This is a genomic window from Pseudomonas sp. SHLD1, from assembly GCF_028640935.1.
GTDB lineage: Bacteria > Pseudomonadota > Gammaproteobacteria > Pseudomonadales > Pseudomonadaceae > Chryseomonas > Chryseomonas aestiva.
Genome location: NZ_JAQZAD010000013.1, coordinates 378,506 through 399,134, shown reverse-complemented (window position 1 = coordinate 399,134; position 20,629 = coordinate 378,506). Strand labels below are relative to the sequence as shown.

Genomic DNA, 20,629 nt, shown 5'->3' with positions numbered 1-20,629 from the left:
CGCGCGGCCTACACCAGGCGCAGACCGGCCAATTCCACGGTTTCGGCACTGAACGCGGTCGGATGGCGATTGACGATAGTTTCGAAGACACTCCGCAGCACCGCATCGGACTCAAAATCGGTGCGACACCTGAGCAGACCAGCGTGAGAGACGCTACGCTGCACTGCGGCGATGAGTCCGCCGAAGCAGAGGCTCTTGATGATGTTGTGCGGTAAGCGCCCCGAGCGCCGCAACGTCGTTACCGCCTCGGCGAGGACCTCGAGAATTTCCTCCTCCGCGGCCGAGAACGGCCCTGCACCAAGCCGGCCCTTTTTCACCAAGTAGCGGCGGGCCAGAGTGAACGCATGATGATCCAACTCAGCCTGGACCTTTGTAGTCATAACGCCACGCGCTTTCAGGCTGCTTTCCAGTGCGATGATATAATCCCAGTTGAGAGACTGAGAGATCTGTGCGACGACACGATCCATGGTGACTGTCCCTGCAAGAGCTGCCTTCAATGGCAGTCTGATAGCACCTGATAGGTATCGTTCCTGACCGTCCGTCTCAATAGCCAGGTGCGTCTTGCCCTAGCGCACCCTGACGTCTCGCGTTGCTTCTGCGCATAACGATTCGATTACTCCGCCCTCATCACACGGATTAGCTCACCGGATTACCGGGATTGAAGTGGATGGGGCCAGGCCATAGTGAATCTCATGAATTGTCAGTACACCCGGTGCAAATCGGTTAGCGGCGCAGCTGGATCTGGCGTTTACGTTGACGGCATGCTTGGCATGGAGCGGCCGGCAGTAGGCGCTGTGATAACGGCATCGACCGCAACTGACGCGATCAGATCGAAGCGCAGTCGAGCCTTTGGAGCCGGGGTCGGCTCAGCCCTTGAAACCCTTGCCCACCAGATAGACCTCGCGCGAGCGGGGGCGCGAGGCTTCGGGCTTGCGGATCGACACCTTCTCGAAGGAGGTGCGCACGTCCTTGAGGAATTCGTCGGAGCCTTCGCCCTGGAAGACCTTGACCACATAGTTGCCGCCGGGCTTGAGTACCTGGCGCACCATGTCGAGGGTCAGCTCGACCAGGTACATGGCCGCCGCCTGGTCGGCCGCGGCGACCCCGCTGATGTTGGGGGCGATGTCAGAGACGATCAGGTCGGGCTGGCGGCCTTCGAGCATGCCGAGGATCTTCTGGAAGACGGCGTCTTCAGTGAAGTCGCCCTGCACGAAGTCGACGTTGTCGAGCGCCCCCATCGGCAGGATGTCGGTCGCCACCACCCGGCCCTTCTCGCCGACGATGCCGCCCGCCACCTGCGACCAGCCGCCCGGGGCCGAGCCCAGGTCCATGACCAGCATGCCGGGACGGATCAGCTTGTCCTTCTCGTTGAGCTCGATCAGCTTGTAGCTGGAGCGCGAGCGCAGGCCGTCTTTCTGAGCGCGTTTGACGAAGGGATCGTTGACGTGTTCATCCAGCCAGCGACGGCTGCTTTTGGATCTTTTCATGTTGGAACTACCACGGGAAAGCGGGTGAGAAGCGGCCGTTCGCCAGGTCTGGCCGGCCGCGAAGTGGCGGCGATTATAAGCCGATAACGCGGCCGGACGAATCAGCGATCGCCCGAACGCCCGTCAGACCGCCCAAAGGAGCGCCCATCGTCCCGGCCTGACAGCGCCCAGGCCGCCGGGTACAATCGCCGCCCTACCCCTCCTCGTCCCTTCCTTTGCCGGAGTCACCGGCCAGGATTATCGTTATGATTCGCCTCAACGAACTGTCTCTGCCGCTTGACCACACCCCCGCCGAACTGCGCCAGGCCATGCTCGAACGCCTGAAGCTGAGCGACGCCGATCTCCTCGATTTCACCGTGTTCAAGCGCAGCTACGATGCGCGCAAGAAGAACAGCGTCATCCTGTTCATCTACATCATCGACCTGGAGGTGCGCGACGAGGCCACGGTGCTGGCGCGCTTCGCCAATGACCTGCACGTGCGCCCGGCGCCGGACACCGGCTACTACCCGGTCGGCCAGGCCCCGGCGAATCTGACCGAGCGCCCGCTGGTGGTGGGCTTCGGTCCCTGCGGCCTGTTCGCCGCCCTGCTGCTCGCCCAGATGGGCTTCAAGCCCATCGTGCTGGAGCGCGGCAAGGAGGTGCGTAGCCGCACCAAGGACACCTGGGCGCTGTGGCGCAAGAAGGTGCTGAGCCCCGAATCCAACGTGCAATTCGGCGAAGGCGGGGCGGGCCTGTTTTCCGATGGCAAGCTCTACAGCCAGATCAAGGATCCGAAGTTCTACGCCCGCAAGGTGATGCACGAATTCGTTCGCGCCGGCGCGCCGCAGGAGATCCTCTACGTCAGCAAGCCGCACATCGGCACCTTCCGCCTGACCGGCGTGGTGGCGGCCATGCGCGAGGAAATCATCGCCCTCGGCGGCGAAGTCCGCTTCGAAACCAAGGTGACGGATCTGCTGATCAACGACGGTCAGCTCGAAGGCGTGGTGCTGGCCAATGGCGAGACCCTGCACAGCCGCCACGTGGTGCTCGCCCTGGGCCATAGCTCGCGCGACACCTTCCGCATGCTGCACCGCCAGGGCGTGTACATCGAAGCCAAGCCCTTCGCCGTCGGCTTCCGCATCGAACACCCCCAGGGCATGATCGACCAGGCCCGCCTGGGCAAGTACGCCGGCCACCCGGAACTGGGCGCCGCCGACTACAAGCTGGTGCATCACGCCAAGAACGGCCGCGCCGTCTACAGCTTCTGCATGTGCCCGGGCGGCACCGTGGTCGCCGCCACCTCCGAGCCGGGCCGGGTGGTCACCAACGGCATGAGCCAGTACTCGCGCAACGAGCGCAATGCCAATTCCGGCATCGTGGTGGGCATCAATCCCGAGCAGGACTTCCCCGGTGATCCGCTGGCCGGCGTCGAACTGCAGGAGCGTCTGGAATCGCGCGCCTACGAACTGGGCGGCAGCGACTATTCGGCCCCTGGCCAACTGGTCGGCGACTTCATTCGCGGCGTGCCCTCCACCGCATTCGGTGAAGTCGAGCCCTCCTACAAGCCCGGCGTGCGCCTGGGCGATCTGGCGCCGTCGCTGCCCGCCTACGCCATCGAGGCCATCCGCGAAGCCCTGCCCGCCTTCGGCAAGCAGATCCGCGGCTTCGACCGCCATGACGCCATCCTGACCGGGATCGAGACCCGCACCTCCTCGCCGGTGCGCATCACCCGTGACAACGACAGCCTGCAGAGTCTGAATCTGCGCGGCCTGTATCCGGCCGGGGAAGGCGCTGGCTACGCGGGCGGCATACTGTCGGCCGGCGTGGACGGCATCAAGGTCGCCGAAGCCCTGGCCAAGGCGATGCTCGCGGAAGGCGATGCACAGAGCGCCCCGCTGGTTCGGGCCGCTGGCTGATGAAGCTCGACGACATCAAGAAGCTCCACCAGAAGAAATACCGCGCCGAATTCGGTCACTTCCTGGTGGAGGGCGAGCACCTGGCGCTGGAACTGCAAAAGGCCGCGCAGGGGAATCCCCGGCTGCAGCGCGCCGAACTCTATGTGACGGGCGCCTACGAACATTGGCAGAGTCCGTTCCGGACGCACCTGATCAGCGACCGCCAGATGGCGCAGCTTGCCGATACCAAGACCCCACAGGGCATCCTTGCGGTGGTGCCCATGCCCCGGGAGCCCGTGGCAGCAGTGGTCGAGGGCGAACGCGCCGTCTATCTGCACGAGATCCAGGATCCGGGCAATCTGGGCACCATCCTGCGCACCCTGGCCTGGTTCGGACGCTTCCGCTGCCTGCTCAGCCCGGGCAGCGTCGACCCCTACAATCCCAAGGTGGTCCGCGCCAGCATGGGCGCCATCTTCCACACCCCGCTGGAACTCGACGTCGAACTCGACGGCCTGCAGGAGCGCTTCCCGCGCCTCGCCTGCCTGGACATGCAGGGCACGCCGATGCAGTCCGCTGATTTCGTCACCTTTGACTGCTACCTGTTCGGCAACGAAGCCCGTGGCGTTCCCCGTGAGCACCTCGCGGCCCTGAACGCCCAGCCCTTCACCATCGCCGGCTCGGGCGCCATCGAGTCCCTGAATCTGGCGGCCACGGTGAACATGTGCGCCTATGAGCTGAGTCGGTAGCGATCAGCCACGAGTATCGGGTGCGTTAGCGCCCGGACGCCAGAAGACGAGCCACCAGTCCCCTTGCCGAGGTGAACGTGGCCGGATGGCCATCCCGTCGGCAATACCGACCTCTCGACTCGGCGCCACCTGGTGCCAGTGGCAACGGGCCTCCGCTCAGGGTGTTCGGCGAGAAGCGCCATGAACCCTGTCTCGACTACCAGGGAACCGGCCTGCCATCCCAGCTGGCCGGCGGCCCGCGGATTCCAGGTCGATTCGATATCAAGGCGAAGGTGACTGACGAACAGTGGCGAGCCGGCTGGGCGGCCTCCAGACAGGCACTTTCTGGATAGCCACCTAGGGCTGGTCTTGCGCCTTCCAGCCAGGCACAATCAAATAGTCATACGATGACAGACAAGACTAGGTGATCTGTGACTCTCACCACCCGGCGTTTCCGACAACTACAACAAAAGGATCCGAGCATGAAAAAGTTGAAACTAGCGGTAGGTTTCCTCTGCCTGTTCAGTGGCTATGTCGCAGCAGCGACGACTGATGAAAGGGACGTCGCCTCCGCCGTCGACCAACTGACCCAGGCCATGTGGCACAAGGATATTGCGCAACTCAAGGCGCTGACCGCAGACAACCTGACCTATGGACATTCGAGCGGCAACATCCAGGACAAGCAGGCGTTCATCGCCGACATCGAGACGGGCAAAAGCGCGTTCAACGAGCTGAAGATGCTCAACCAGAAGATCACCCTGTCCGGGGACGTCGCGCTGGTGCGCAACCACTTTTCCGCTCAGGCCGTCAACAGTGGCAAGGTAGTGCCGACTGAAATCGAGAACTTTCAGATCTGGCAGAAACAGAAAGGCCATTGGCTGCTGATCGGGCGCCAGGCATTTCGCTTCTGATCCACCTAGGCATCAGTCGTCGTAGCGCCAACGCTGCCTGAACGTCGCGAGGCCTCGGCGTCGTTCCCGTCGCATCACGAGCCGCGCGCATGCCAGCTGGATCGGCTCAACCTCGCACCTTACGCCTTGTTCCCCGGCAAGCCGTAAGGTGCGGCGGTGAGGCACGGGGAGCGCGCCTGTCTGGCTCCGCCTGGCATAGGGCGATCGACTGGGTGGCTTGACGTCGCCCTGTTCTGCACCGCCAGGCTTAGTCGGCGGCTGGTAGCGCATCGCACGCCATGGCTACCCGCCTGGAGGTTGTCTGCGGACCCGGTAATCTGAACAGGCCCGCACACACCCGGTCCGTATGGGTATGACTACCCGGAGAATCGACCATGACGACAGCCAACAACCTCTTGTGGGGCGCCCTGGCCATTGGTGTGGTGACAGGCATGCGCAGCATGCTGGCGCCGACCCTGGTCAGCGGGGCACTGGCGGGGCGTGAGGCTATCGCGGGCGCTGACGAACCCGCCCGTACCCTCGCGTCGTCTCGAGTACGGCAGTACGGGATACCCCTGGCTGCGGCAGAGCTTCTGGGCGACAAGCTGCCCTTCGCGCCGGACCGCACCATTGCGCCCTCGATGCTGGTCCGTGCCCTGTCCGGTGGCGTCAGTGCCGCGGCACTCGCCGGTGCGCAGCGGCAACCACGATTGCTGCCTGCACTGATCGGGGCAACCGCTGCCTGTGTCGCCGCCAAGCTGGCGCTCGATCTGCGCAAGGGTTACGCCAGCAACGCCTGGCTCAATGCCGGCCTCGGCCTGGCCGAAGACTGCCTGGCCTTTTCGCTGGCCAGGGCCGGATTGCGTCGAGCACTGCGGGACAGCTAGGCAAGGGCCAGAACACCGCGCACAAGCCACGGGTCGGCCCGGGGCGCTTGGGAACCGTGCGGTAGCCGCCGCGCCCTGTCGCTACTGCTTGCCACTCCACTCCCGCCCTTCGCTTGCCCTCGCGTGATCGTAGGCACGCTGCGCGTCCTCGAAAGCGGCTCGGTGGGTCAGCGACCAGGCATAGAGGGCGGCAAAGGGTTCGCGTAGCGAGGAGCCAAGGTCGGTGATTCGATACTCGACACCGATCGGCTGAGTCGGCAGGACCTTTCGACTGATGAGCCCGTTACGCTCCAGGCGCTTGAGCGCCTCGGACAGCGATTTATGGGTGATGCCGTGGAGACGTCGCTTGAGGTCGTTGAACCGCGCCGGCTGGGTGCACAGGACACTGAGGATCAGCACGGTCCATTTGTTGGCTATGTGCTCCAGGATAGGTCGCGTTGCGGTGACATCGAGCGGTAGTTCGAGCTCGTCTTTCGACATGGGTATCCACCAGGCTATCTAGGCACCCTCAGGTGCGTTCTTGCGATTAGATATACGAATGATACCGTACTCCTAGACAGCCACAGCAGCCTGGTGAGGATCTATGAGCACGCTTTCAGCAAAAGTCGCCGTCGTGATCGGTGGGCATGGCGGGATCGGTGGGGCCATCGCGGAACGCTTCGCGGCCGCGGGCGCCGCTGTCTACGCCACCAGTCGGCGCACCCAGGCCAGCGACGTCGAACTCGGCGCGGGCAGGTTGCATGAGCGCAGCCTCGATGCGTCCGATGTGACGGCGCTCGCAGCCTTCTTTGACAGCGTACGGCGCGAGGTCGGGCGGGTGGATGTCCTGGTGGTGAACGCGGGCATCTCGGAGTTCGCGCCGCTCGAGACCCTCAGCGAAGAGCACTTCGACCGGACCTTCGCGCTCAACGTACGTGCCCTGCTCTTCGCCACCCAGGCGGCGACGGCGATCATGCCTAATGGCGGCGCCATCGTATTGATCGGCTCCATCGCCGCGGCGATCGGCACCCAGGGCTATGGCGTCTATGGCGCGAGCAAGGCGGCGGTGCGCTCCTTCGCGCGCACCTGGGCCAACGAACTGGCACCCCGCAACATCCGCGTCAACGTCGTTGCGCCGGGACCCACGGACACTGCCATGATGGCCGCGACCTCGGCAGAAGTACGGGAGCAGCTGAACAGGCTGATCCCGCTCGGCCGGATGGCACGCGTCGACGAAGTGGCCGCGGCCGCGTACTTTCTCGCCAGCGACCAGAGCAGCTTCATCACCGGCGCCGAGTTGCCGGTCGACGGTGGCATGGCGCAGGTCTGACAGGCATCTCGCTCATGGCCGATCAGGCAAGCCCCACGGGTCGAGCGCGTCCTGGCGCAGGCGCGCAGTTATACCCGTGGCCAGGGATCTCGCGCGAAAGTCCGGAGCTTATCGCCGGAATCAGGGGTCCACTTTCCTAGCCTTGCCTACAGGAATGCACCCCATGATCACCCGCAACAGCTACACCACGGTCAAGCGTCGCGAACGCGTCCCCCATGACCTGTTCGCGCACTACTGGCGTGACGTGCACGGCCCCTTGTGCGCCCGCCTGCCGGGCCTCGGCCACTACGTGCAGTACCACTTCGACCGAGAGCAGGACGCCCATCTGTGGCCGCTGGCCGAAGGCATCCGGGAAATTCCCGACTACGAACTGGATGGGATGGTCGAGATCGGCTTCGCTGACGAGAGGCGTCAACGTACCTTCCAGGCGGCCAGCCCCGTGCTGTTCAGTGACGAACAGAACATGTTCGCCGAGACGCTTGCCTATGATCTGCCCAATGGCTCGCACGCGCTCAAGAACACGCTGGCGGACGAGCAGCATAACGGCCCCGACCCGCTGGATCGCCTCCAGCTGCACCTGCATCCCCGCGACAGCCTCAAGGACCTGAACAATTATCTGCTGAGTCAGCTAGGCCCCTGGCTGGCCGCACAATCGGCCGTCCTGAAAGTGCGCGTGCACCCTTGCGTGCCCTTCGTCAACGACGGTCAACATCCGCCATCGCCAGAGGTGGCGCACAGAGCCGATGCCATCCGCGCAACGCTGTCGATGGTGGAGATCGTCTTCGCCTCGCCGCTGGACCGTCGGCGCTTCTTCGCCAGCGACGCCTTCCGCAGCAGCCTGCCCGAACAGGCGCGGCATATCGCCTGTCTCAAGGCCTTCGCCGTGTCCGGGGTATACACCTACGTCCATGCCGGCCAGCTCACCACCGCCGGCCTGCGCGGCAGCCGCGCGGCCGAATTGATCGAGCGGCTCGGGGCGGTCAACCAGACGCAGGACGAGGTGGTGCATCTGCTTCGTCACGGAGCGTTGCCGGAAAAAGAGGCTCCCTCCCCGGCATCGACCCCACGCCGGGACTGAAGACCCTCACTCCCACGTCGGCCGGCTTCTTTAGCGCATGCTCGATGGCAGCGCCGTTCCAGCCGCTATGGCCGGGCGAGGATAATGCCGTCTCGCCAGCACCAGCGCCTGCCAGCCCGACCGCTCGGATTAGCCGCGATATCGCCCGGGTTCCTGATTAACGGAAGCAGATTTCCGCTATCTCGCACGGGCGGCTGGCAGGCTGGCTGTTGCCAGGGTGTCTGGCCGTTGCAAAAACAAAAAACGAAATGACATTCTAAAAAACAACCGCTAGCGGATTGTATCTCTCACCTTGAAACGGCCTGCCTGACGACCGTGGGATTCTGCGCGCTGTCCGCCCTGCATGACACGAGCGCCAAAGACAGCCGCCCTCGTGCCAATCATCGCCGTGCTGGTTGTAGCGGTACCGCACGTCACATGCCGGACCGGTCGCTTCCTGCCGAGTCAATCTGGAGACAGCCGTATTGGCGAAATCTACGACGCCCTCACGTTGGCCCGCTGCTGTACGGGCTCTCGCCCATCGTGACTTCCAGATCTATTTTGCCTGCCAGGGCGTATCGACCCTGGGCAAATGGGTGCAGCAGGTCGCGCTATCGTGGATGGCCTATCACGTCACCGCTTCCGCCACCCTGCTGGGCGTAATCACCTTTCTCACGCTCGCCCCGCAATTGCTCGTAGGTCCGATCGCCGGCGCCTGGATCGACCGCCACGACAAACGCCGTCTCCTGATCGCGGCGCAGTCGCTGCTGGCCATCCAATCGCTTTCACTCGCGCTCTTGAGCTGGCAGGGCTGGATCGACGCGCCGATCCTGATTGCCATGGCGCAGCTCCTAGGCTTGCTGAATGCCCTGGAAACGCCGCTCCGACAGGCACTCATCGGTAGCTTCGTGGCCGATGCCAGCGATTTGCCCAACGCCCTCGCGCTCAATGCCATGCTGATCAATGCCGCGCGTTTCATCGGCCCTCCGTTGGCCGGCGCCCTGATCGCCGCCAGTAGCGAAGCGCTTTGCTTTCTGCTCACGGCGATTGCCTTCGCCACCTTGCTGCTGGGCCTGACCAAGGTTCAGGGCAGCGCGACCACCAGAGCCAGCGGTTCGACCAGTCAGATGTTCCGTGAAGGCTTGGGCTACGTCTGGAGTACCTTCTCCGTCCGGCGCCTGATGCTGGGGGTGATCGCCGTCAACCTGCTCGCCTCCAACTACAGCGTCTTGCTGCCAGTACTGGCCAAGACGCTCTACCTCGGCGACGCCCGGATGCTGGGTTGGCTCTGGGGGGCCGCCGGCGCCGGCGCTTTCGTGGCCACGATCATGCTCGCTCTCGTCGGCGCCTTGCACCGCCTGCGGCGCGTGATCTTCATCGCCGAATTGTGCTGCGCCCTGGCGCTTTGCCTGCTGGCGTTCAAGCTACCGCTTCCCTTCGCGCTGTTGTTGCTGGCCCTGCTGGGCTTTGGCATCACCGCCAACAACGTCAGCACCAACATGCTGTTGCAGGGCGATGCCCCGGTCGCGCTGCGCGGCCGCGTGATCGCCCTGTACATCGCCATGCGCTTCGGCTTCGAGGCAGTGGGTGGCCTGCTCGCGGGCTTGCTCGCCAGTGCCATAGGCGCAACCCTCACGCTCGGCATCGCCGGTCTGCTGTTGCTGACGTTCCGCGCGGTGGAAAGCCACCTCAATGCTACAAAGGAATGAACTGTCGAGTCGAAGGTATGGCTTGCCCCGATCAATGCCCCTCTGCACGTTGAAGCGAAGCGGCATGAAAGCAGTCGCGTGATAGAAGGACATCAGGATCCGCAGTGTCCGCACCTTTTGAGCGCGGCCGCCATGACCATCCGCGCTCGCTAATTGAATGGTGCTCGCCGCCGAGAATGGTGATGCGACCATCAACCTCAGCGGCCTCGGCTACATGGCCGGCACAGCGTCCATGTTCCCTTGGCGTTCGCTGTAGCGACTGCCATCGAAGCAGGAGGGATCCTCATCCAGGTATCGCCGCGGTGGCCACCAGCATCGCCGGGCTGATTCCCGAGTCCTTGGGCAGCCGCACGGCGCTGACCTTCGCCTTCCCTGGCCGGCGCCCCCAACGCGCCGCCGCGGTGCAACCTGGCTCCATCCTGGCGCAGCGCCTTCTGACCAGGCGGGCAAAGGTTCGCCCAAGCGTGAACCAATGCCACGGGTCCGGTCCGCGAGCGGAATCGAGGCATCGCCCCAGAGCCTCGCGCCGAAAGAACCGGCGAACCAATTTCAAATGGCATCGGCCTTGCACCCACCCTAGGTATCCGGATCTCCCCGGCGACGGCACTGGTAGCGCGCTTCGCCTCGGGAGACAGCCCAGACCTAAGAGGCAAAGGTTCGATGCAGATCCATACCGATGACAGCGCTCGCCTGGCCCTGGATGCCTTGCGCAACCTGGTCGCCCAGCAGAGCAGCGTACCCGACAAGCCATTGCCACCGGAGCGCGAGCTGGCTGGCGAATTCGGGGTCAGCCGCCGCTCCATCCGCCGTGCCCTGGCGGTGCTCGAAGCCGAGGGCCAGGTCTGGCGCCGCCAGGGCAAGGGCACCTACGTGGGTCCTACGCCGCCGAGCGCGGCCCTCACCCTCACCCAGCTCTCCGCGCGCACCAACTTCAGCGAGGTGATGGAGGCACGGTTGCATCTGGAGCCAAATCTCGCCGCCCTGGCCGCCCAGCGTGCCAGTGGCGAACAGCGCGCCCTGATCCGTCGCATGGCCGAGCGCACCGCCTTCGAGCGCCTGGGCAGCAGCGAGGACGCCGACGCCATCGAGTTGTGGGACAGCGCCTTCCACCGCAGCATCGCCGAGGCCGCCGGCAATCGCCTGTTGCTGGACCTCTTCGAGATGCTCGACGCCATCCGCCTGGACCCGACCTGGCGTGACCTGCGCCACCGCGCACGCAACGCCCAGCGCCTGCTGGCCTATCACGATGACCACCAGGCCCTGGTGGAAGCCCTCGATGCGCGCGATCCGGTCCGCGCCGCGGCGGTGATGCGCGCCCATCTGCGTGCCCTGCAAATGGCTCTGGACAGCGTACTGCAGCAGAACCTGGAGCAGGCCCTATGAGCGCCCCGGTGCTGGTGGTGAACGACCTCAGCGTGCGCTTCGCCGGCGCTCCAGCGGCGGTGGTGGAAGGCTTGAGCTTTACCGTGCAGCCGGGCCGTACCCTGGCCCTGGTGGGCGAATCCGGCTGTGGCAAGAGCGTGACCTCCATGGCCCTGATGGGGCTGCTGCCGGCCAGCGCCCAGGTCCGCGCCCGCCAGGCCAGCTTCATGGGCGAGGACCTGCTGGGCATGCCCGAGGCACGCCGCCGCGACCTGCGCGGCGACCGTCTGGCCATGGTGTTCCAGGAGCCGATGACCTCGCTGAATCCGGCCTTCACCGTCGGCGCACAGCTGATGGAGACCGTGCTGCGCCATCGTGGTGGCAGTCAGTCGGCTGCCCGGCAACGCGCCCTGGACATGCTGGAGAAGGTACGGGTGCCGGCGGCAGCGCAGCGGCTGGCGGCCTATCCCCACGAACTCTCCGGCGGCATGCGTCAACGGGTGATGATCGCCATGGCGCTGGCCAACGATCCGGCGCTGATCATCGCCGACGAGCCCACCACGGCGCTGGACGTGACCATCCAGGCGCAGATCCTCGAACTCATCGCCAGTCTGCAGGCCGAGACCGGCAGCGCCATGATCCTCATCACCCATGACCTCGGCGTGGTGGCCGAGGTCGCCGACGAGATGGCGGTGATGTACGCCGGCCGGGTGGTGGAGTCCGGCCCGGTCGCCCAGCTGTTCGACGATCCGCAGCACCCCTACACCCTCGGCCTGATGGGCTCAATGCCCTCGCTGGGGCCGCGCACGGGTCGGCTGGCGACCATCGCCGGCCGGGTGCCGACGCCCGCCGAGATGCCGGCCGGCTGCCGCTTCGCCAGCCGCTGCCCCTTCGTCCTCGACGCCTGTCGCCTGGCCCCGCTGCCACTGGTGGAACTCGCTCCGGGCCAGCAGGTGGCCTGCCTCCGCGCGCCCCTGGAACAGCATCTGGAGACCAGTGCATGAAAGCGGTCGAACGCCCCATTCTCGAAGCCATCGGCCTGACCAAGCACTTCGGCGGCCAGGCCGGTTTCCTGCAACGCCCGCGCCCACCGGTGCAGGCGGTAAGCGATGTCTCCTTCGCCGTGTGGCGCGGCGAGACCCTGGCGCTGGTGGGCGAGTCCGGCTCGGGCAAGTCGACCCTCGGCCGCCTGCTGCTCAACCTGCTCGCGCCCACCTCCGGCGACGTCATCTACGAAGGCCGCAACCTGGGCAATCTCAGTCCGACGGCGCTGCGCCAGGTTCGCCAGGAGTTGCAGATCATCTTCCAGGACCCCTTCGCCTCGCTGAATCCGCGCATGAGCGTGGCCGACATCGTTGGCGAACCGCTGTGGCTGCACAAGCCGCTGGACCGCGGTCAGCGCGCCGAGCGCGTGGCGGAGCTGCTGCGCACGGTGGGCCTGGCGCCGGAACTGGCCGGCCGCTATCCCCATGAATTCTCCGGCGGCCAGCGCCAGCGCATCGGCATCGCCCGTGCCCTGGCCGCCGAGCCGCGCCTGCTGCTCGGCGACGAACCGGTCTCGGCACTGGACGTCTCGGTACAGGCGCAGGTCGTGAACCTCCTGGAAGACCTCAAGGCACGCTTCGGCCTGACCCTGATCATCGTCGCCCATGGCCTGGGGGTGATCCGCCACATGAGCGACCGGGTGGCGGTGATGTACCTGGGCGAGATCGTCGAGCTGGCGCCGGTGGAGGCGCTGTTCGAGACGCCCCTGCATCCCTATACCCAGGCGCTGCTGGCAGCGGTGCCGGTGAGCCATCCACGCGCGCGGCGACCGCGCACCCTGCTCGGCGGCGACTTGCCCAGCCCCACGGCACCGCCCAGCGGCTGCCGCTTCCACACCCGCTGCCCCCACGCCCGCTCACTGTGCCGCGAGGCCAAGCCCGTGCTGCAGCCCGCCGCCGGGGAAGGCCAGGTGGCCTGTCATTTCTGGCGCGAGATCGCGGGCGCGGGCGCTTCACCGCCGCCGCTGATCGCCACCAGCGCGGCCTTCACGCGCCGCCTGGCCCTGTTCAACCGTCATCAGTCCCTTCTGGAGTCCACCCCATGAAAGCCTCCGCCTGGCTCACCGCTACCCTTCTGCTCCTGGCCGGCGGCTCCGCCCTGGCCGAGACCACCCTGCGCATCGGCATCCAGGACGATCCCGACGTGCTCGATCCGCATCGCTCGCGGACCTATTCCGGGCGCCTGGTCTACACCGCCCTGTGCGACAAGCTGGTGGATGTCTCGCCGCAACTGGAGTTGGTCCCGCAACTGGCCACCGCCTGGCAGTGGGGCGACGACAACCGCAGCCTGACGCTGCAACTGCGCCCGGGCGTGACCTTCCATGACGGCGAGGCCTTCGACGCCGCCGCGGTAAAATTCAACCTGGACCGCGCCCGCACCCTGCCCGACTCGCTGCGCAAGAGCGAACTGGCGTCGGTGGATGCCGTGGAGGTGGTCGATCCCCAGACCGTGCGCATCCGCCTCAAGCAACCCGATGCCACCCTGCTCGCCCAGCTCTCCGACCGCGCCGGCATGATGCTCGCGCCCAAGGCGTCCACCGGCGACGTGGGCAGCAAGCCGGTCTGCTCCGGCCCCTATCGCTTCGTGCAGCGGGTGCAGCAGGACCGCATCGTGCTGGAACGCTTCCCGCAGTACTGGAACGCCAGCGCCTACCACTTCGACCGGCTGATCTTTCTGCCCATCCCCGACACCTCGGTGCGCCTGGCCAACCTGCGCTCGGGGGACCTGGACATCGTCGAGCGAGTCGCGCCCACCGACGTCAAGGGCCTGCAGGGCCAGGCCGGCTTCACCCTCTACAACACCCCGGGCCTGGGCTACATGCAGCTGATGGTGAACATGGCCAACGGCGACCGGGCGAAGAATCCCTTCGCTGGGGACAAGCGCGTCCGCCAGGCCTTCGACCTGGCGCTGGATCGCGAGGCGCTCAACCAGGTGGTGTTCGAGGGTCTCTATGCGCCCAGCGTGCAGCCCTTCCCGCAGAGCAGTCCCTACTACGACAAGGCCTTCGCCGTCCCGGCCCGCGACGTGGCGCGCAGCCAGGCGCTGCTCAAGGCGGCCGGGGTCAGCCTGCCGGTCAAGGTGGAGCTGAAGATCGCCAACAACCCCATCGCCCAGCAGGTGGGCCAGCTGATCCAGGCCATGGCCGCCGAGGCCGGTTTCGAGGTCAACCTGGTCGCCACCGAATACGCCACGCTGCTGGCCGAACAGCATGCCGGCAACTTCCAGCTCGGCCTGAGCGCCTGGTCCGGCCGTCCCGATCCGGATGGCAACGTGCACCCGTTCGTCACCTGCAAGGGCAACCAGAACGACGGCCGCTACTGCAACGCGGCGCTGGATCAGCTGCTCGACCAGGCCCGCACCACCAATGACCAGACGCAGCGCCAGGCGCTCTATGCCCAGGCCCTAACCCTGCTGCGCGAGGAACTGCCGGTGTTCTATCTCTATTTCGATCCGCGCATCATCGCCACCCGCGCCGACCTGAAGGGCTTCATCCCCAACCCCGACGGCCTGATTCGCCTGGCCGGCGTCACCCGCGGACAATAGCCATGCTGCGCCTCTTCCTGCGTGGCCTGCTGAGTGCCCTGCCGACCCTGCTGCTGGTGTCGCTGTTCGTCTTCACCCTGCAGCAACTGCTGCCGGGCGATCCGGTGCTGGCCATGGCCGGCGAGGAGCGCGATCCCCAGGTGCTGGAATTCCTGCGCGAGAAATACCGGCTGAACGACCCCGTGCCGGTGCAGTACCTGCACTGGATGGGCGGGGTGCTGCAGGGTGACCTGGGCGTCTCGCTGCGCACCGACCAGCCGGTGACGGCGCTGATCGCCGAAAAGCTGCCGGTGACCCTGGAGCTGTCGCTGCTGGCCATCGTCATCGCCCTGCTCATCGGTATCCCCACCGGCATCCTCGCCGCGGTACGCCGTGGCACGGCGGTCGACTACGGCGCCAACCTGGTGGCCCTGTCCGGCATCTCCATCCCGCACTTCTGGCTCGGCATCCTCTTGATCCTGCTGTTCGCGGTGAAGTTGCAGTGGCTGCCCGCCTCCGGCTTCGTGCCCTTCCACGAAGACCCGCTGCGCAACCTGCGCACCCTGGTCCTGCCGGCCTTCGTACTGGGCGCCGGCCTCTCCGGCACCCTGATGCGCCATACCCGGGCGGCCATGCTGGAGGTGCTGCGCGCCGACTACGTGCGCACCGCCCGGGCCAAGGGTTTGCGCGAGCGGGTGGTGATCCTGCGCCATGCGCTGCGCAATGCGCTGATGCCCATCGTCACCCTCACCACCTTGCTGTTCGGCGAACTGCTCGGCGGCGCGGTGCTCACCGAGCAGGTCTTCAGCATCCCCGGCTTCGGCAAGATGATCGTCGACGCCGTGTTCAACCGCGACTACGCGGTGGTCCAGGGGGTGGTGCTCTGCGTGGCGGTGGGCTTCGTGCTGCTCAACCTGGCCGCCGACCTGCTCTACCGCCTGATCAATCCGCGCCTGAGGCAAGCCGTATGAACGCCCTGACCCTGCCCCGCCCGGCCACCCTGCGGCCGGCGCGTTCGCCCTTCTGGCGCAAGTTCAGCGCCAATCGTGGCGCGCTGCTGGGCGCCGCCCTGATCCTGGCCTTCGCCCTGGCCGCCCTGCTGGCACCCTGGCTGGCCCCCTTCGATCCGCTCAAGACCAGCTTCCTGGCGGTGCGCAAGGCGCCCTCGGCGCTGAACTGGCTGGGCACCGACGAACTCGGGCGCGACCTGCTCTCGCGTCTGCTGTGGGGGGCGCGCAGCTCCCTGCTGGCCGGCGTGGTCTCGGTGGCCATCGCCCTGCTGGTGGGCGTCCCCCTGGGCCTGGTGGCCGGCTACTTCGGTGGCTGGCTGGACGCCCTGATCTCGCGACTGGCGGAGGCGCTGCTGTCCTGTCCCTTCCTGGTCCTGGCCATCGCCCTGGGCGCCTTTCTGGGCCCGAGCCTGGGCAATGCCATGATCGCCATCGGCCTGTCCGCCATGCCGGTGTTCGCCCGGCTGACCCGTGGCCAGGTGCTCGCCATCCGCCACGAGGACTACCTCGAAGGGGCCCGCGCCATCGGTCTGCCGGATCGCTGGATTCTCTGGCGCTACGTCCTGCCCAACATCCTCTCGCCGCTGGTGGTCCAGGCCACCCTGACCATCGCCGCCGCCATCCTCGCCGAGGCCAGCCTGTCGTTCCTCGGCCTTGGCCAGCAACCGCCGATGCCCTCCTGGGGCTCCATGCTCAACACCGCCAAGAACTTCATGGAGCAGGCGCCCTGGATGTCCATCGCCCCGGGCGTCTGCATCTACCTCACCGTTCTCGGCTTCAACCTGCTGGGCGACGGCCTGCGCGACGCCCTCGATCCTCGTCACCCATGAGACCCTTCGCCATGCCCGATCTGGACTATCACAACCCCTATTCCTCGGCTCGCTCGCCGGTCATGGGCCGCAACCTGGTGGCCTGCTCGCAGCCACTGGCCGCCCAGGCCGGGGTGGAGATGCTGCGCCGCGGCGGCAACGCGGTGGACGCCGCAGTGGCCGCCGCCATGGTGCTCACCGTGGTGGAACCCACCGGCTGCGGCATCGGCAGTGACGCCTTCGCCATCGTCTGGGACGGCGAGAAGGTGCAGGGCCTCAACGCCTCCGGCCGCGCGCCGCGGGGCTGGACCCCGGAGTTCTTCGCCGGCCAGAGCGCCATGCCGGCCCGCGGCTGGGGCGCGGTCACGGTGCCCGGCGCCGTCTCCGCCTGGGTCGCCCTGGCCAGGCGTTACGGCAAGCTGCCGCTGACCACCCTCGCCGGCCCGGCGATCCACTATGCCCGCGACGGCTTCCTGCTCACCCCGGTGATCGCCGAACTCTGGCGCCGTGGCGCCGAGCAGCTCAAGGACCAACCCGGTTTCGCCGCCTGCTTCCTGGCCAACGGCGTACCCCGCGCCGGCACCCTGGTGCGCCTGCCCGATCATGCGCGGACCCTGGAGGCCATTGCTGAAAGCGAAGGCGCCACCTTCTACCAGGGCGAACTGGCCCAGGCCATGGCCCGCCATGCCCGCGAACACGGGGCGGTGCTGGACGAGGAAGACCTGCGCGCCCACCGGGCCGACTGGATCGATACCCTCTCGGTGCCCTTCGCCGGCGCCGTGGTGCACGAGTTGCCACCCAACGGTCAGGGCATCGCCACCCTCGCCGGCCTGGGTATCCTGGAGGCCGCCGGCATCGGCGCCGATCCCGTGGACAGCCCCGCTACCCTGCACCGGTCCATCGAGGCCATGAAGCTGGGGCTGGCCGATCTCTACCAGCACGTCACCGACTCCGCGCACATGCGCATCCAGGCCGAGCACCTGCTGGACCCGGGCTACCTGCGCGAACGCGCCGGGTTGCTCGGGCCACGTGCCGGCGATCCCGGCTATGGCGCACCGCGCCCCGGTGGCACAGTCTGCCTGTCCGCGGCCGACGACAGCGGCATGATGATTTCCTTCATCCAGTCCAACTACATGGGCTTCGGCTCGGGTGTGGTGGTGCCGGGCACCGGCATCAGCCTGCAGAATCGCGGCGCTGGCTTCACCCTGGCGCCGGATCACGTCAACAGCGTGGCGCCAGGCAAGCGGCCCTTCCACACCATCATCCCCGGCTTCGCCATGAATGCCGACGGTACCCCGCTGATGGCCTTCGGCCTGATGGGCGGCCCGATGCAGGCCCAGGGGCACCTCCAGCTGATGCTGCGCATCCTCAAGTACCGGCAGAATCCCCAGGCCGCCGCCGATGCCCCGCGCTGGCGCCTCGAAGGCGGCCGCCGGGTCGCCGTGGAAAGCAGCCTGGATCCGGCCACCCTGGCGGCGCTGCGGGCCCTGGGCCACGAGGTGACCGTGGAAGAGCCCTCCGGCGTGTTCGCCTTCGGCGGTGCCCAGATCATCCAGCGCGTCGCCGGGGGCTACGTGGGCGGCTCCGATCCGCGCAAGGACGGCCTGGTGGCCGGCTACTGAAGCCGACAGCGACGGCGCCGCTACCGGCGCTGCCGTGCACCCCAGGCCACTAGCCGTGGCCTGTGGTCCTGCCCCTGGGCGACCGCATTCCGGTGAGGCGCAGCTGCGCCATTCGAGGATCCTTCAGGGGTGGGCGCGATCCCTTGGGGCGGGCAGTTTCCGCAGCGACATCCAGCCCTGTCGTGGCGATCCGGGTACACCTTCCACTGCCCTGCCCCTGCCCCTGCCTGGTAGCGGATCAGCGGCGTAGCAGCAGCCCGCCTCCCCAGGCGCTCGACCTCGGCGGCCGATACGCGTGCATGCAGCCACCGCTCGTCGCCCTGCAGCGACATCGCCTTAATGTTTATTGCGATATACAAACAGCAGAGCCATAGTGGCCCGGTGCCACCCCGGTAGAACCAAGTCCGAGACCGCCCTATGCACCCTGATCCCCAGAGCCACGCCCGCGAGGCGCTACTTGGCCTTCATCGCCAGCTACAGGAAAACGCCAAGCGGCTGGGCACGGTGGACTGCGACGATCCAAACGTCCGCGCTGTCCTTCAGGCCGTGCAGGATCTCAACGAGCGGGTCGCCGACATGGTGGCCGAGACGGCCCTGCTGACGCCCCTGGAACTGGGTCCGATCACAGCAAGCGGCGCACAGGACGCCAGTGGTCAGCGCTGATTCACCGGACATAGCTGACTGAATGCACCGGAGCCGTGCCTGACACCAGCGCCACCAGGCGGCGCTGCGGAAATCAGTCGCTGGCGCGCCCCGTCAGACCAGGGCGGCCGGCACGAAAACGCCTATCGATCAGCATCCTTACCCGGCAGGCGCTGGAAGGCACGGGCCCATTCGAGCAGGGAATTTTCCTCGTCGGTACGATCGTCCACGCCACACTCTTCCAGCACGGTCACCACACGCTTCATGAAGTCCCGATCGACGCGGGCCTGCTCCATGATCCGGTCCAGATTCAGCTGACCGAGTTGCTGGAGGGTGGTCTGAAATTCGTTGTCTTCCATGCCCATGACGTCTTCCCTGTAAGCACGGCTGCCGATCGCCGGCTGGCCTAGTGCTATCATCTTTCGCGCGGGCGTTACTCACATAACGGTTATCGCATGAAGTGTCGAGAATGATGACTGAGCGGCAGTTGGCAGCGCTTCGAGGTCTTCGGCTCGGGATTTCGCTCGGCCCACCTATTGGCGGCGAGGTGCTGGCGCACCCGCGCTGCTCGACAGGCCGCTGGCGCTCAACCGAGCACCAGCGGCAGTACCAGAGCGGTAGCGATCCCGAGCAGGATCATGCCCAGCGCCGAGAACGCAGCGGTCTCCTGACTTTCCCGCAAGGCGTGGGCGGTGCCTATGGCATGGCCGTTCATGCCCAGGGTCAGACCCCGGGCCGCGGGATCCTCGATCTTGAAGACCTTGAGCAGTGGCAGCGCCAGCGTGGTGCTGATGACGCCGGTCAGCATCACGATCACCGCGGTCAGCGGCGCCACGCCACCGAAATGATCCGCCAGGGGCAAGGCGATCGGCATGGTCACCGACTTCGGCAGCAGACTCATCAGCAGCGTCTCCGGCAGGCCAAACAGCCAGCCCAGGGCCAGGGTCAGAGAGACACCTACGACGCCGCCCACCGTGAGGGTTATCAGCAGCGGCCGGCAGAGTGCCGTCACGCGCTGGACGTTCTTGTAGAGCGGAACGGCCAGGCCCACCGTGGTGGGTCCGAGCAGCATCGAGAGCAGACCGCTGGCGCTTCGATACCTGTCGTAGGGAATCCCGCCGATCAAGAGCGCGGTCGCGACGATGGCGGTGGTGATCAGCACCGGTTGCAGCATGACCAGGCGCAGGCGCTGTTGCAGCACAAGCGCCAGCTGATAGGCCGCGAGCGTCAGAGACAGGGCCAACAGGGATGCGAGGGCTGGGTCAGACATGGTCTTTGCTTCTACCGATCAGGTACTGCAGCAGCCAGCCACACAGGGGCACGGTGACCAGCAGGGACAGGGCAATGACCAGTACCAGGCGCAACCACACCGAGGCGTCGAGGCCGCTGAAATCGACGATGCCAACCGCCGGCACCACGAGCATCAAGGGAAGGTAACCAAGCAGATGGCCCGCCATCTTCTCCACCCCTTCGGGCACTCTGCGCAACAACATCAGCAGCGCGAAGAGAACGATGATCCCTATTACACTGGCCGGAATGCCCCCTATAAAGCTCGTCATATAGGTGCCAATCAGGTAGCAACCCACCAGTGTCAGGAAACCCGTTACATTCATAGCCACCCCAAATTACCTTGTTATTCTCAACAACCCGCCTGTGAGGCTGCGCGGCCATGCCTGGCC

General features: G+C 66.4%; 21 protein-coding genes. 15 read left to right on the top strand and 6 right to left on the bottom strand.

The genetic code is table 11. The annotated features are described in order from the left end of the window. Positions 1-8: 8 nt before the first annotated feature. Entirely contained in the window at positions 9-467 is a 459-nt protein-coding gene (locus PVZ77_RS07275) for a hypothetical protein (RefSeq protein WP_273806121.1), read from the bottom strand. A gap of 399 nt (positions 468-866) precedes the next feature. Beyond that, positions 867-1,487: a 23S rRNA (uridine(2552)-2'-O)-methyltransferase RlmE gene (gene rlmE / locus PVZ77_RS07270; protein ID WP_059315259.1), complete on the bottom strand. Its 621-nt coding sequence runs from the start codon at positions 1,485-1,487 to the stop codon at positions 867-869. Between the two features lie 245 nt (positions 1,488-1,732). On the opposite strand from rlmE, the gene PVZ77_RS07265 reads away from it, so the two are divergent. From PVZ77_RS07265 to PVZ77_RS07250, 4 genes are all read left to right on the top strand, one after another. Then, on the top strand, positions 1,733-3,382 hold the full coding sequence (locus PVZ77_RS07265; RefSeq protein WP_273806120.1) for an NAD(P)/FAD-dependent oxidoreductase: 1,650 nt from the start codon (positions 1,733-1,735) through the stop codon (positions 3,380-3,382). Beyond that, a complete protein-coding gene (locus PVZ77_RS07260; protein ID WP_273806119.1) occupies positions 3,382-4,107 on the top strand; it encodes a TrmH family RNA methyltransferase in 726 nt (241 codons plus the stop codon). Before PVZ77_RS07265 ends, PVZ77_RS07260 begins: the two co-directional genes overlap by 1 nt. Positions 4,108-4,568: 461 nt before the next feature. Continuing rightward, entirely contained in the window at positions 4,569-4,997 is a 429-nt protein-coding gene (locus PVZ77_RS07255; RefSeq protein ID WP_273806118.1) for a nuclear transport factor 2 family protein, read from the top strand. A 374-nt stretch (positions 4,998-5,371) separates the two neighbouring features. Then, the gene (locus PVZ77_RS07250) at positions 5,372-5,863 is read left to right on the top strand and encodes a DUF4126 domain-containing protein (protein ID WP_273806117.1); all 492 of its coding nucleotides are present in this window, start codon (positions 5,372-5,374) and stop codon (positions 5,861-5,863) included. An 81-nt stretch (positions 5,864-5,944) separates the two neighbouring features. On the opposite strand, the gene PVZ77_RS07245 is transcribed toward PVZ77_RS07250, so the two are convergent. After that, positions 5,945-6,343 (bottom strand): winged helix-turn-helix transcriptional regulator, encoded by a 399-nt coding sequence (locus tag PVZ77_RS07245; protein WP_273806116.1) that lies wholly within the window; start codon positions 6,341-6,343, stop codon positions 5,945-5,947. 103 nt (positions 6,344-6,446) lie between these two features. On the opposite strand from PVZ77_RS07245, the gene PVZ77_RS07240 reads away from it, so the two are divergent. From PVZ77_RS07240 to PVZ77_RS07190, 11 genes are all read left to right on the top strand, one after another. Beyond that, a complete protein-coding gene (locus PVZ77_RS07240) occupies positions 6,447-7,172 on the top strand; it encodes an SDR family NAD(P)-dependent oxidoreductase (RefSeq protein WP_273806115.1) in 726 nt (241 codons plus the stop codon). A 163-nt stretch (positions 7,173-7,335) separates the two neighbouring features. Further along, on the top strand, positions 7,336-8,250 hold the full coding sequence (locus tag PVZ77_RS07235; protein ID WP_273806114.1) for an EthD domain-containing protein: 915 nt from the start codon (positions 7,336-7,338) through the stop codon (positions 8,248-8,250). Positions 8,251-8,714: 464 nt separating this feature from the next. Continuing rightward, a complete protein-coding gene (locus PVZ77_RS07230) occupies positions 8,715-9,938 on the top strand; it encodes an MFS transporter (RefSeq protein ID WP_273806113.1) in 1,224 nt (407 codons plus the stop codon). Between the two features lie 660 nt (positions 9,939-10,598). Next, entirely contained in the window at positions 10,599-11,321 is a 723-nt protein-coding gene (locus tag PVZ77_RS07225) for a FadR/GntR family transcriptional regulator (RefSeq protein ID WP_273806112.1), read from the top strand. Continuing rightward, positions 11,318-12,304: an ABC transporter ATP-binding protein gene (locus PVZ77_RS07220; protein ID WP_273806111.1), complete on the top strand. Its 987-nt coding sequence runs from the start codon at positions 11,318-11,320 to the stop codon at positions 12,302-12,304. The genes PVZ77_RS07225 and PVZ77_RS07220 overlap by 4 nt, the downstream gene beginning before the upstream one ends. Continuing rightward, positions 12,301-13,389 carry an ABC transporter ATP-binding protein gene (locus PVZ77_RS07215; RefSeq protein WP_273806110.1) on the top strand — a complete coding sequence of 363 codons (1,089 nt, stop codon included), beginning with the start codon at positions 12,301-12,303 and terminating at the stop codon, positions 13,387-13,389. The genes PVZ77_RS07220 and PVZ77_RS07215 overlap by 4 nt, the downstream gene beginning before the upstream one ends. Then, the gene (locus tag PVZ77_RS07210) at positions 13,386-14,888 is read left to right on the top strand and encodes an ABC transporter substrate-binding protein (protein WP_273806109.1); all 1,503 of its coding nucleotides are present in this window, start codon (positions 13,386-13,388) and stop codon (positions 14,886-14,888) included. The genes PVZ77_RS07215 and PVZ77_RS07210 overlap by 4 nt, the downstream gene beginning before the upstream one ends. Positions 14,889-14,890: 2 nt before the next feature. Further along, complete coding sequence (locus PVZ77_RS07205; RefSeq protein ID WP_273806108.1) at positions 14,891-15,838, top strand: ABC transporter permease; 948 nt, start codon at positions 14,891-14,893, stop codon at positions 15,836-15,838. Then, positions 15,835-16,707, top strand: coding sequence for an ABC transporter permease (locus PVZ77_RS07200; protein WP_273806107.1), 873 nt, complete (start codon positions 15,835-15,837; stop codon positions 16,705-16,707). The genes PVZ77_RS07205 and PVZ77_RS07200 overlap by 4 nt, the downstream gene beginning before the upstream one ends. Before the next feature lie 11 nt (positions 16,708-16,718). After that, entirely contained in the window at positions 16,719-18,308 is a 1,590-nt protein-coding gene (locus tag PVZ77_RS07195) for a gamma-glutamyltransferase family protein (protein WP_273806106.1), read from the top strand. A 417-nt stretch (positions 18,309-18,725) separates the two neighbouring features. Then, entirely contained in the window at positions 18,726-18,971 is a 246-nt protein-coding gene (locus PVZ77_RS07190) for a hypothetical protein (RefSeq protein ID WP_273806105.1), read from the top strand. A 122-nt stretch (positions 18,972-19,093) separates the two neighbouring features. On the opposite strand, the gene PVZ77_RS07185 is transcribed toward PVZ77_RS07190, so the two are convergent. From PVZ77_RS07185 to PVZ77_RS07175, 3 genes are all read right to left on the bottom strand, one after another. Beyond that, complete coding sequence (locus PVZ77_RS07185; protein ID WP_273806104.1) at positions 19,094-19,369, bottom strand: hypothetical protein; 276 nt, start codon at positions 19,367-19,369, stop codon at positions 19,094-19,096. A 167-nt stretch (positions 19,370-19,536) separates the two neighbouring features. Beyond that, entirely contained in the window at positions 19,537-20,220 is a 684-nt protein-coding gene (locus PVZ77_RS07180) for an LrgB family protein (RefSeq protein ID WP_273806103.1), read from the bottom strand. Further along, positions 20,213-20,563: a CidA/LrgA family protein gene (locus tag PVZ77_RS07175; protein ID WP_273806102.1), complete on the bottom strand. Its 351-nt coding sequence runs from the start codon at positions 20,561-20,563 to the stop codon at positions 20,213-20,215. Before PVZ77_RS07175 ends, PVZ77_RS07180 begins: the two co-directional genes overlap by 8 nt. Positions 20,564-20,629 lie beyond the last annotated feature (66 nt).

What these genes read in the sequence shown, in the direction of transcription:
- PVZ77_RS07275 (WP_273806121.1), bottom strand. Translation starts at nt 467, where the DNA reads ATGGATCGTGTCGTCGCACAGATCTCTCAGTCTCTCAACTGGGATTAT.
- rlmE (WP_059315259.1), bottom strand. Translation starts at nt 1,487, where the DNA reads ATGAAAAGATCCAAAAGCAGCCGTCGCTGGCTGGATGAACACGTCAAC.
- PVZ77_RS07265 (WP_273806120.1), top strand. Translation starts at nt 1,733, where the DNA reads ATGATTCGCCTCAACGAACTGTCTCTGCCGCTTGACCACACCCCCGCC.
- PVZ77_RS07260 (WP_273806119.1), top strand. Translation starts at nt 3,382, where the DNA reads ATGAAGCTCGACGACATCAAGAAGCTCCACCAGAAGAAATACCGCGCC.
- PVZ77_RS07255 (WP_273806118.1), top strand. Translation starts at nt 4,569, where the DNA reads ATGAAAAAGTTGAAACTAGCGGTAGGTTTCCTCTGCCTGTTCAGTGGC.
- PVZ77_RS07250 (WP_273806117.1), top strand. Translation starts at nt 5,372, where the DNA reads ATGACGACAGCCAACAACCTCTTGTGGGGCGCCCTGGCCATTGGTGTG.
- PVZ77_RS07245 (WP_273806116.1), bottom strand. Translation starts at nt 6,343, where the DNA reads ATGTCGAAAGACGAGCTCGAACTACCGCTCGATGTCACCGCAACGCGA.
- PVZ77_RS07240 (WP_273806115.1), top strand. Translation starts at nt 6,447, where the DNA reads ATGAGCACGCTTTCAGCAAAAGTCGCCGTCGTGATCGGTGGGCATGGC.
- PVZ77_RS07235 (WP_273806114.1), top strand. Translation starts at nt 7,336, where the DNA reads ATGATCACCCGCAACAGCTACACCACGGTCAAGCGTCGCGAACGCGTC.
- PVZ77_RS07225 (WP_273806112.1), top strand. Translation starts at nt 10,599, where the DNA reads ATGCAGATCCATACCGATGACAGCGCTCGCCTGGCCCTGGATGCCTTG.
- PVZ77_RS07220 (WP_273806111.1), top strand. Translation starts at nt 11,318, where the DNA reads ATGAGCGCCCCGGTGCTGGTGGTGAACGACCTCAGCGTGCGCTTCGCC.
- PVZ77_RS07215 (WP_273806110.1), top strand. Translation starts at nt 12,301, where the DNA reads ATGAAAGCGGTCGAACGCCCCATTCTCGAAGCCATCGGCCTGACCAAG.
- PVZ77_RS07210 (WP_273806109.1), top strand. Translation starts at nt 13,386, where the DNA reads ATGAAAGCCTCCGCCTGGCTCACCGCTACCCTTCTGCTCCTGGCCGGC.
- PVZ77_RS07205 (WP_273806108.1), top strand. Translation starts at nt 14,891, where the DNA reads ATGCTGCGCCTCTTCCTGCGTGGCCTGCTGAGTGCCCTGCCGACCCTG.
- PVZ77_RS07200 (WP_273806107.1), top strand. Translation starts at nt 15,835, where the DNA reads ATGAACGCCCTGACCCTGCCCCGCCCGGCCACCCTGCGGCCGGCGCGT.
- PVZ77_RS07195 (WP_273806106.1), top strand. Translation starts at nt 16,719, where the DNA reads ATGCCCGATCTGGACTATCACAACCCCTATTCCTCGGCTCGCTCGCCG.
- PVZ77_RS07190 (WP_273806105.1), top strand. Translation starts at nt 18,726, where the DNA reads ATGCACCCTGATCCCCAGAGCCACGCCCGCGAGGCGCTACTTGGCCTT.
- PVZ77_RS07185 (WP_273806104.1), bottom strand. Translation starts at nt 19,369, where the DNA reads ATGATAGCACTAGGCCAGCCGGCGATCGGCAGCCGTGCTTACAGGGAA.
- PVZ77_RS07180 (WP_273806103.1), bottom strand. Translation starts at nt 20,220, where the DNA reads ATGTCTGACCCAGCCCTCGCATCCCTGTTGGCCCTGTCTCTGACGCTC.
- PVZ77_RS07175 (WP_273806102.1), bottom strand. Translation starts at nt 20,563, where the DNA reads ATGAATGTAACGGGTTTCCTGACACTGGTGGGTTGCTACCTGATTGGC.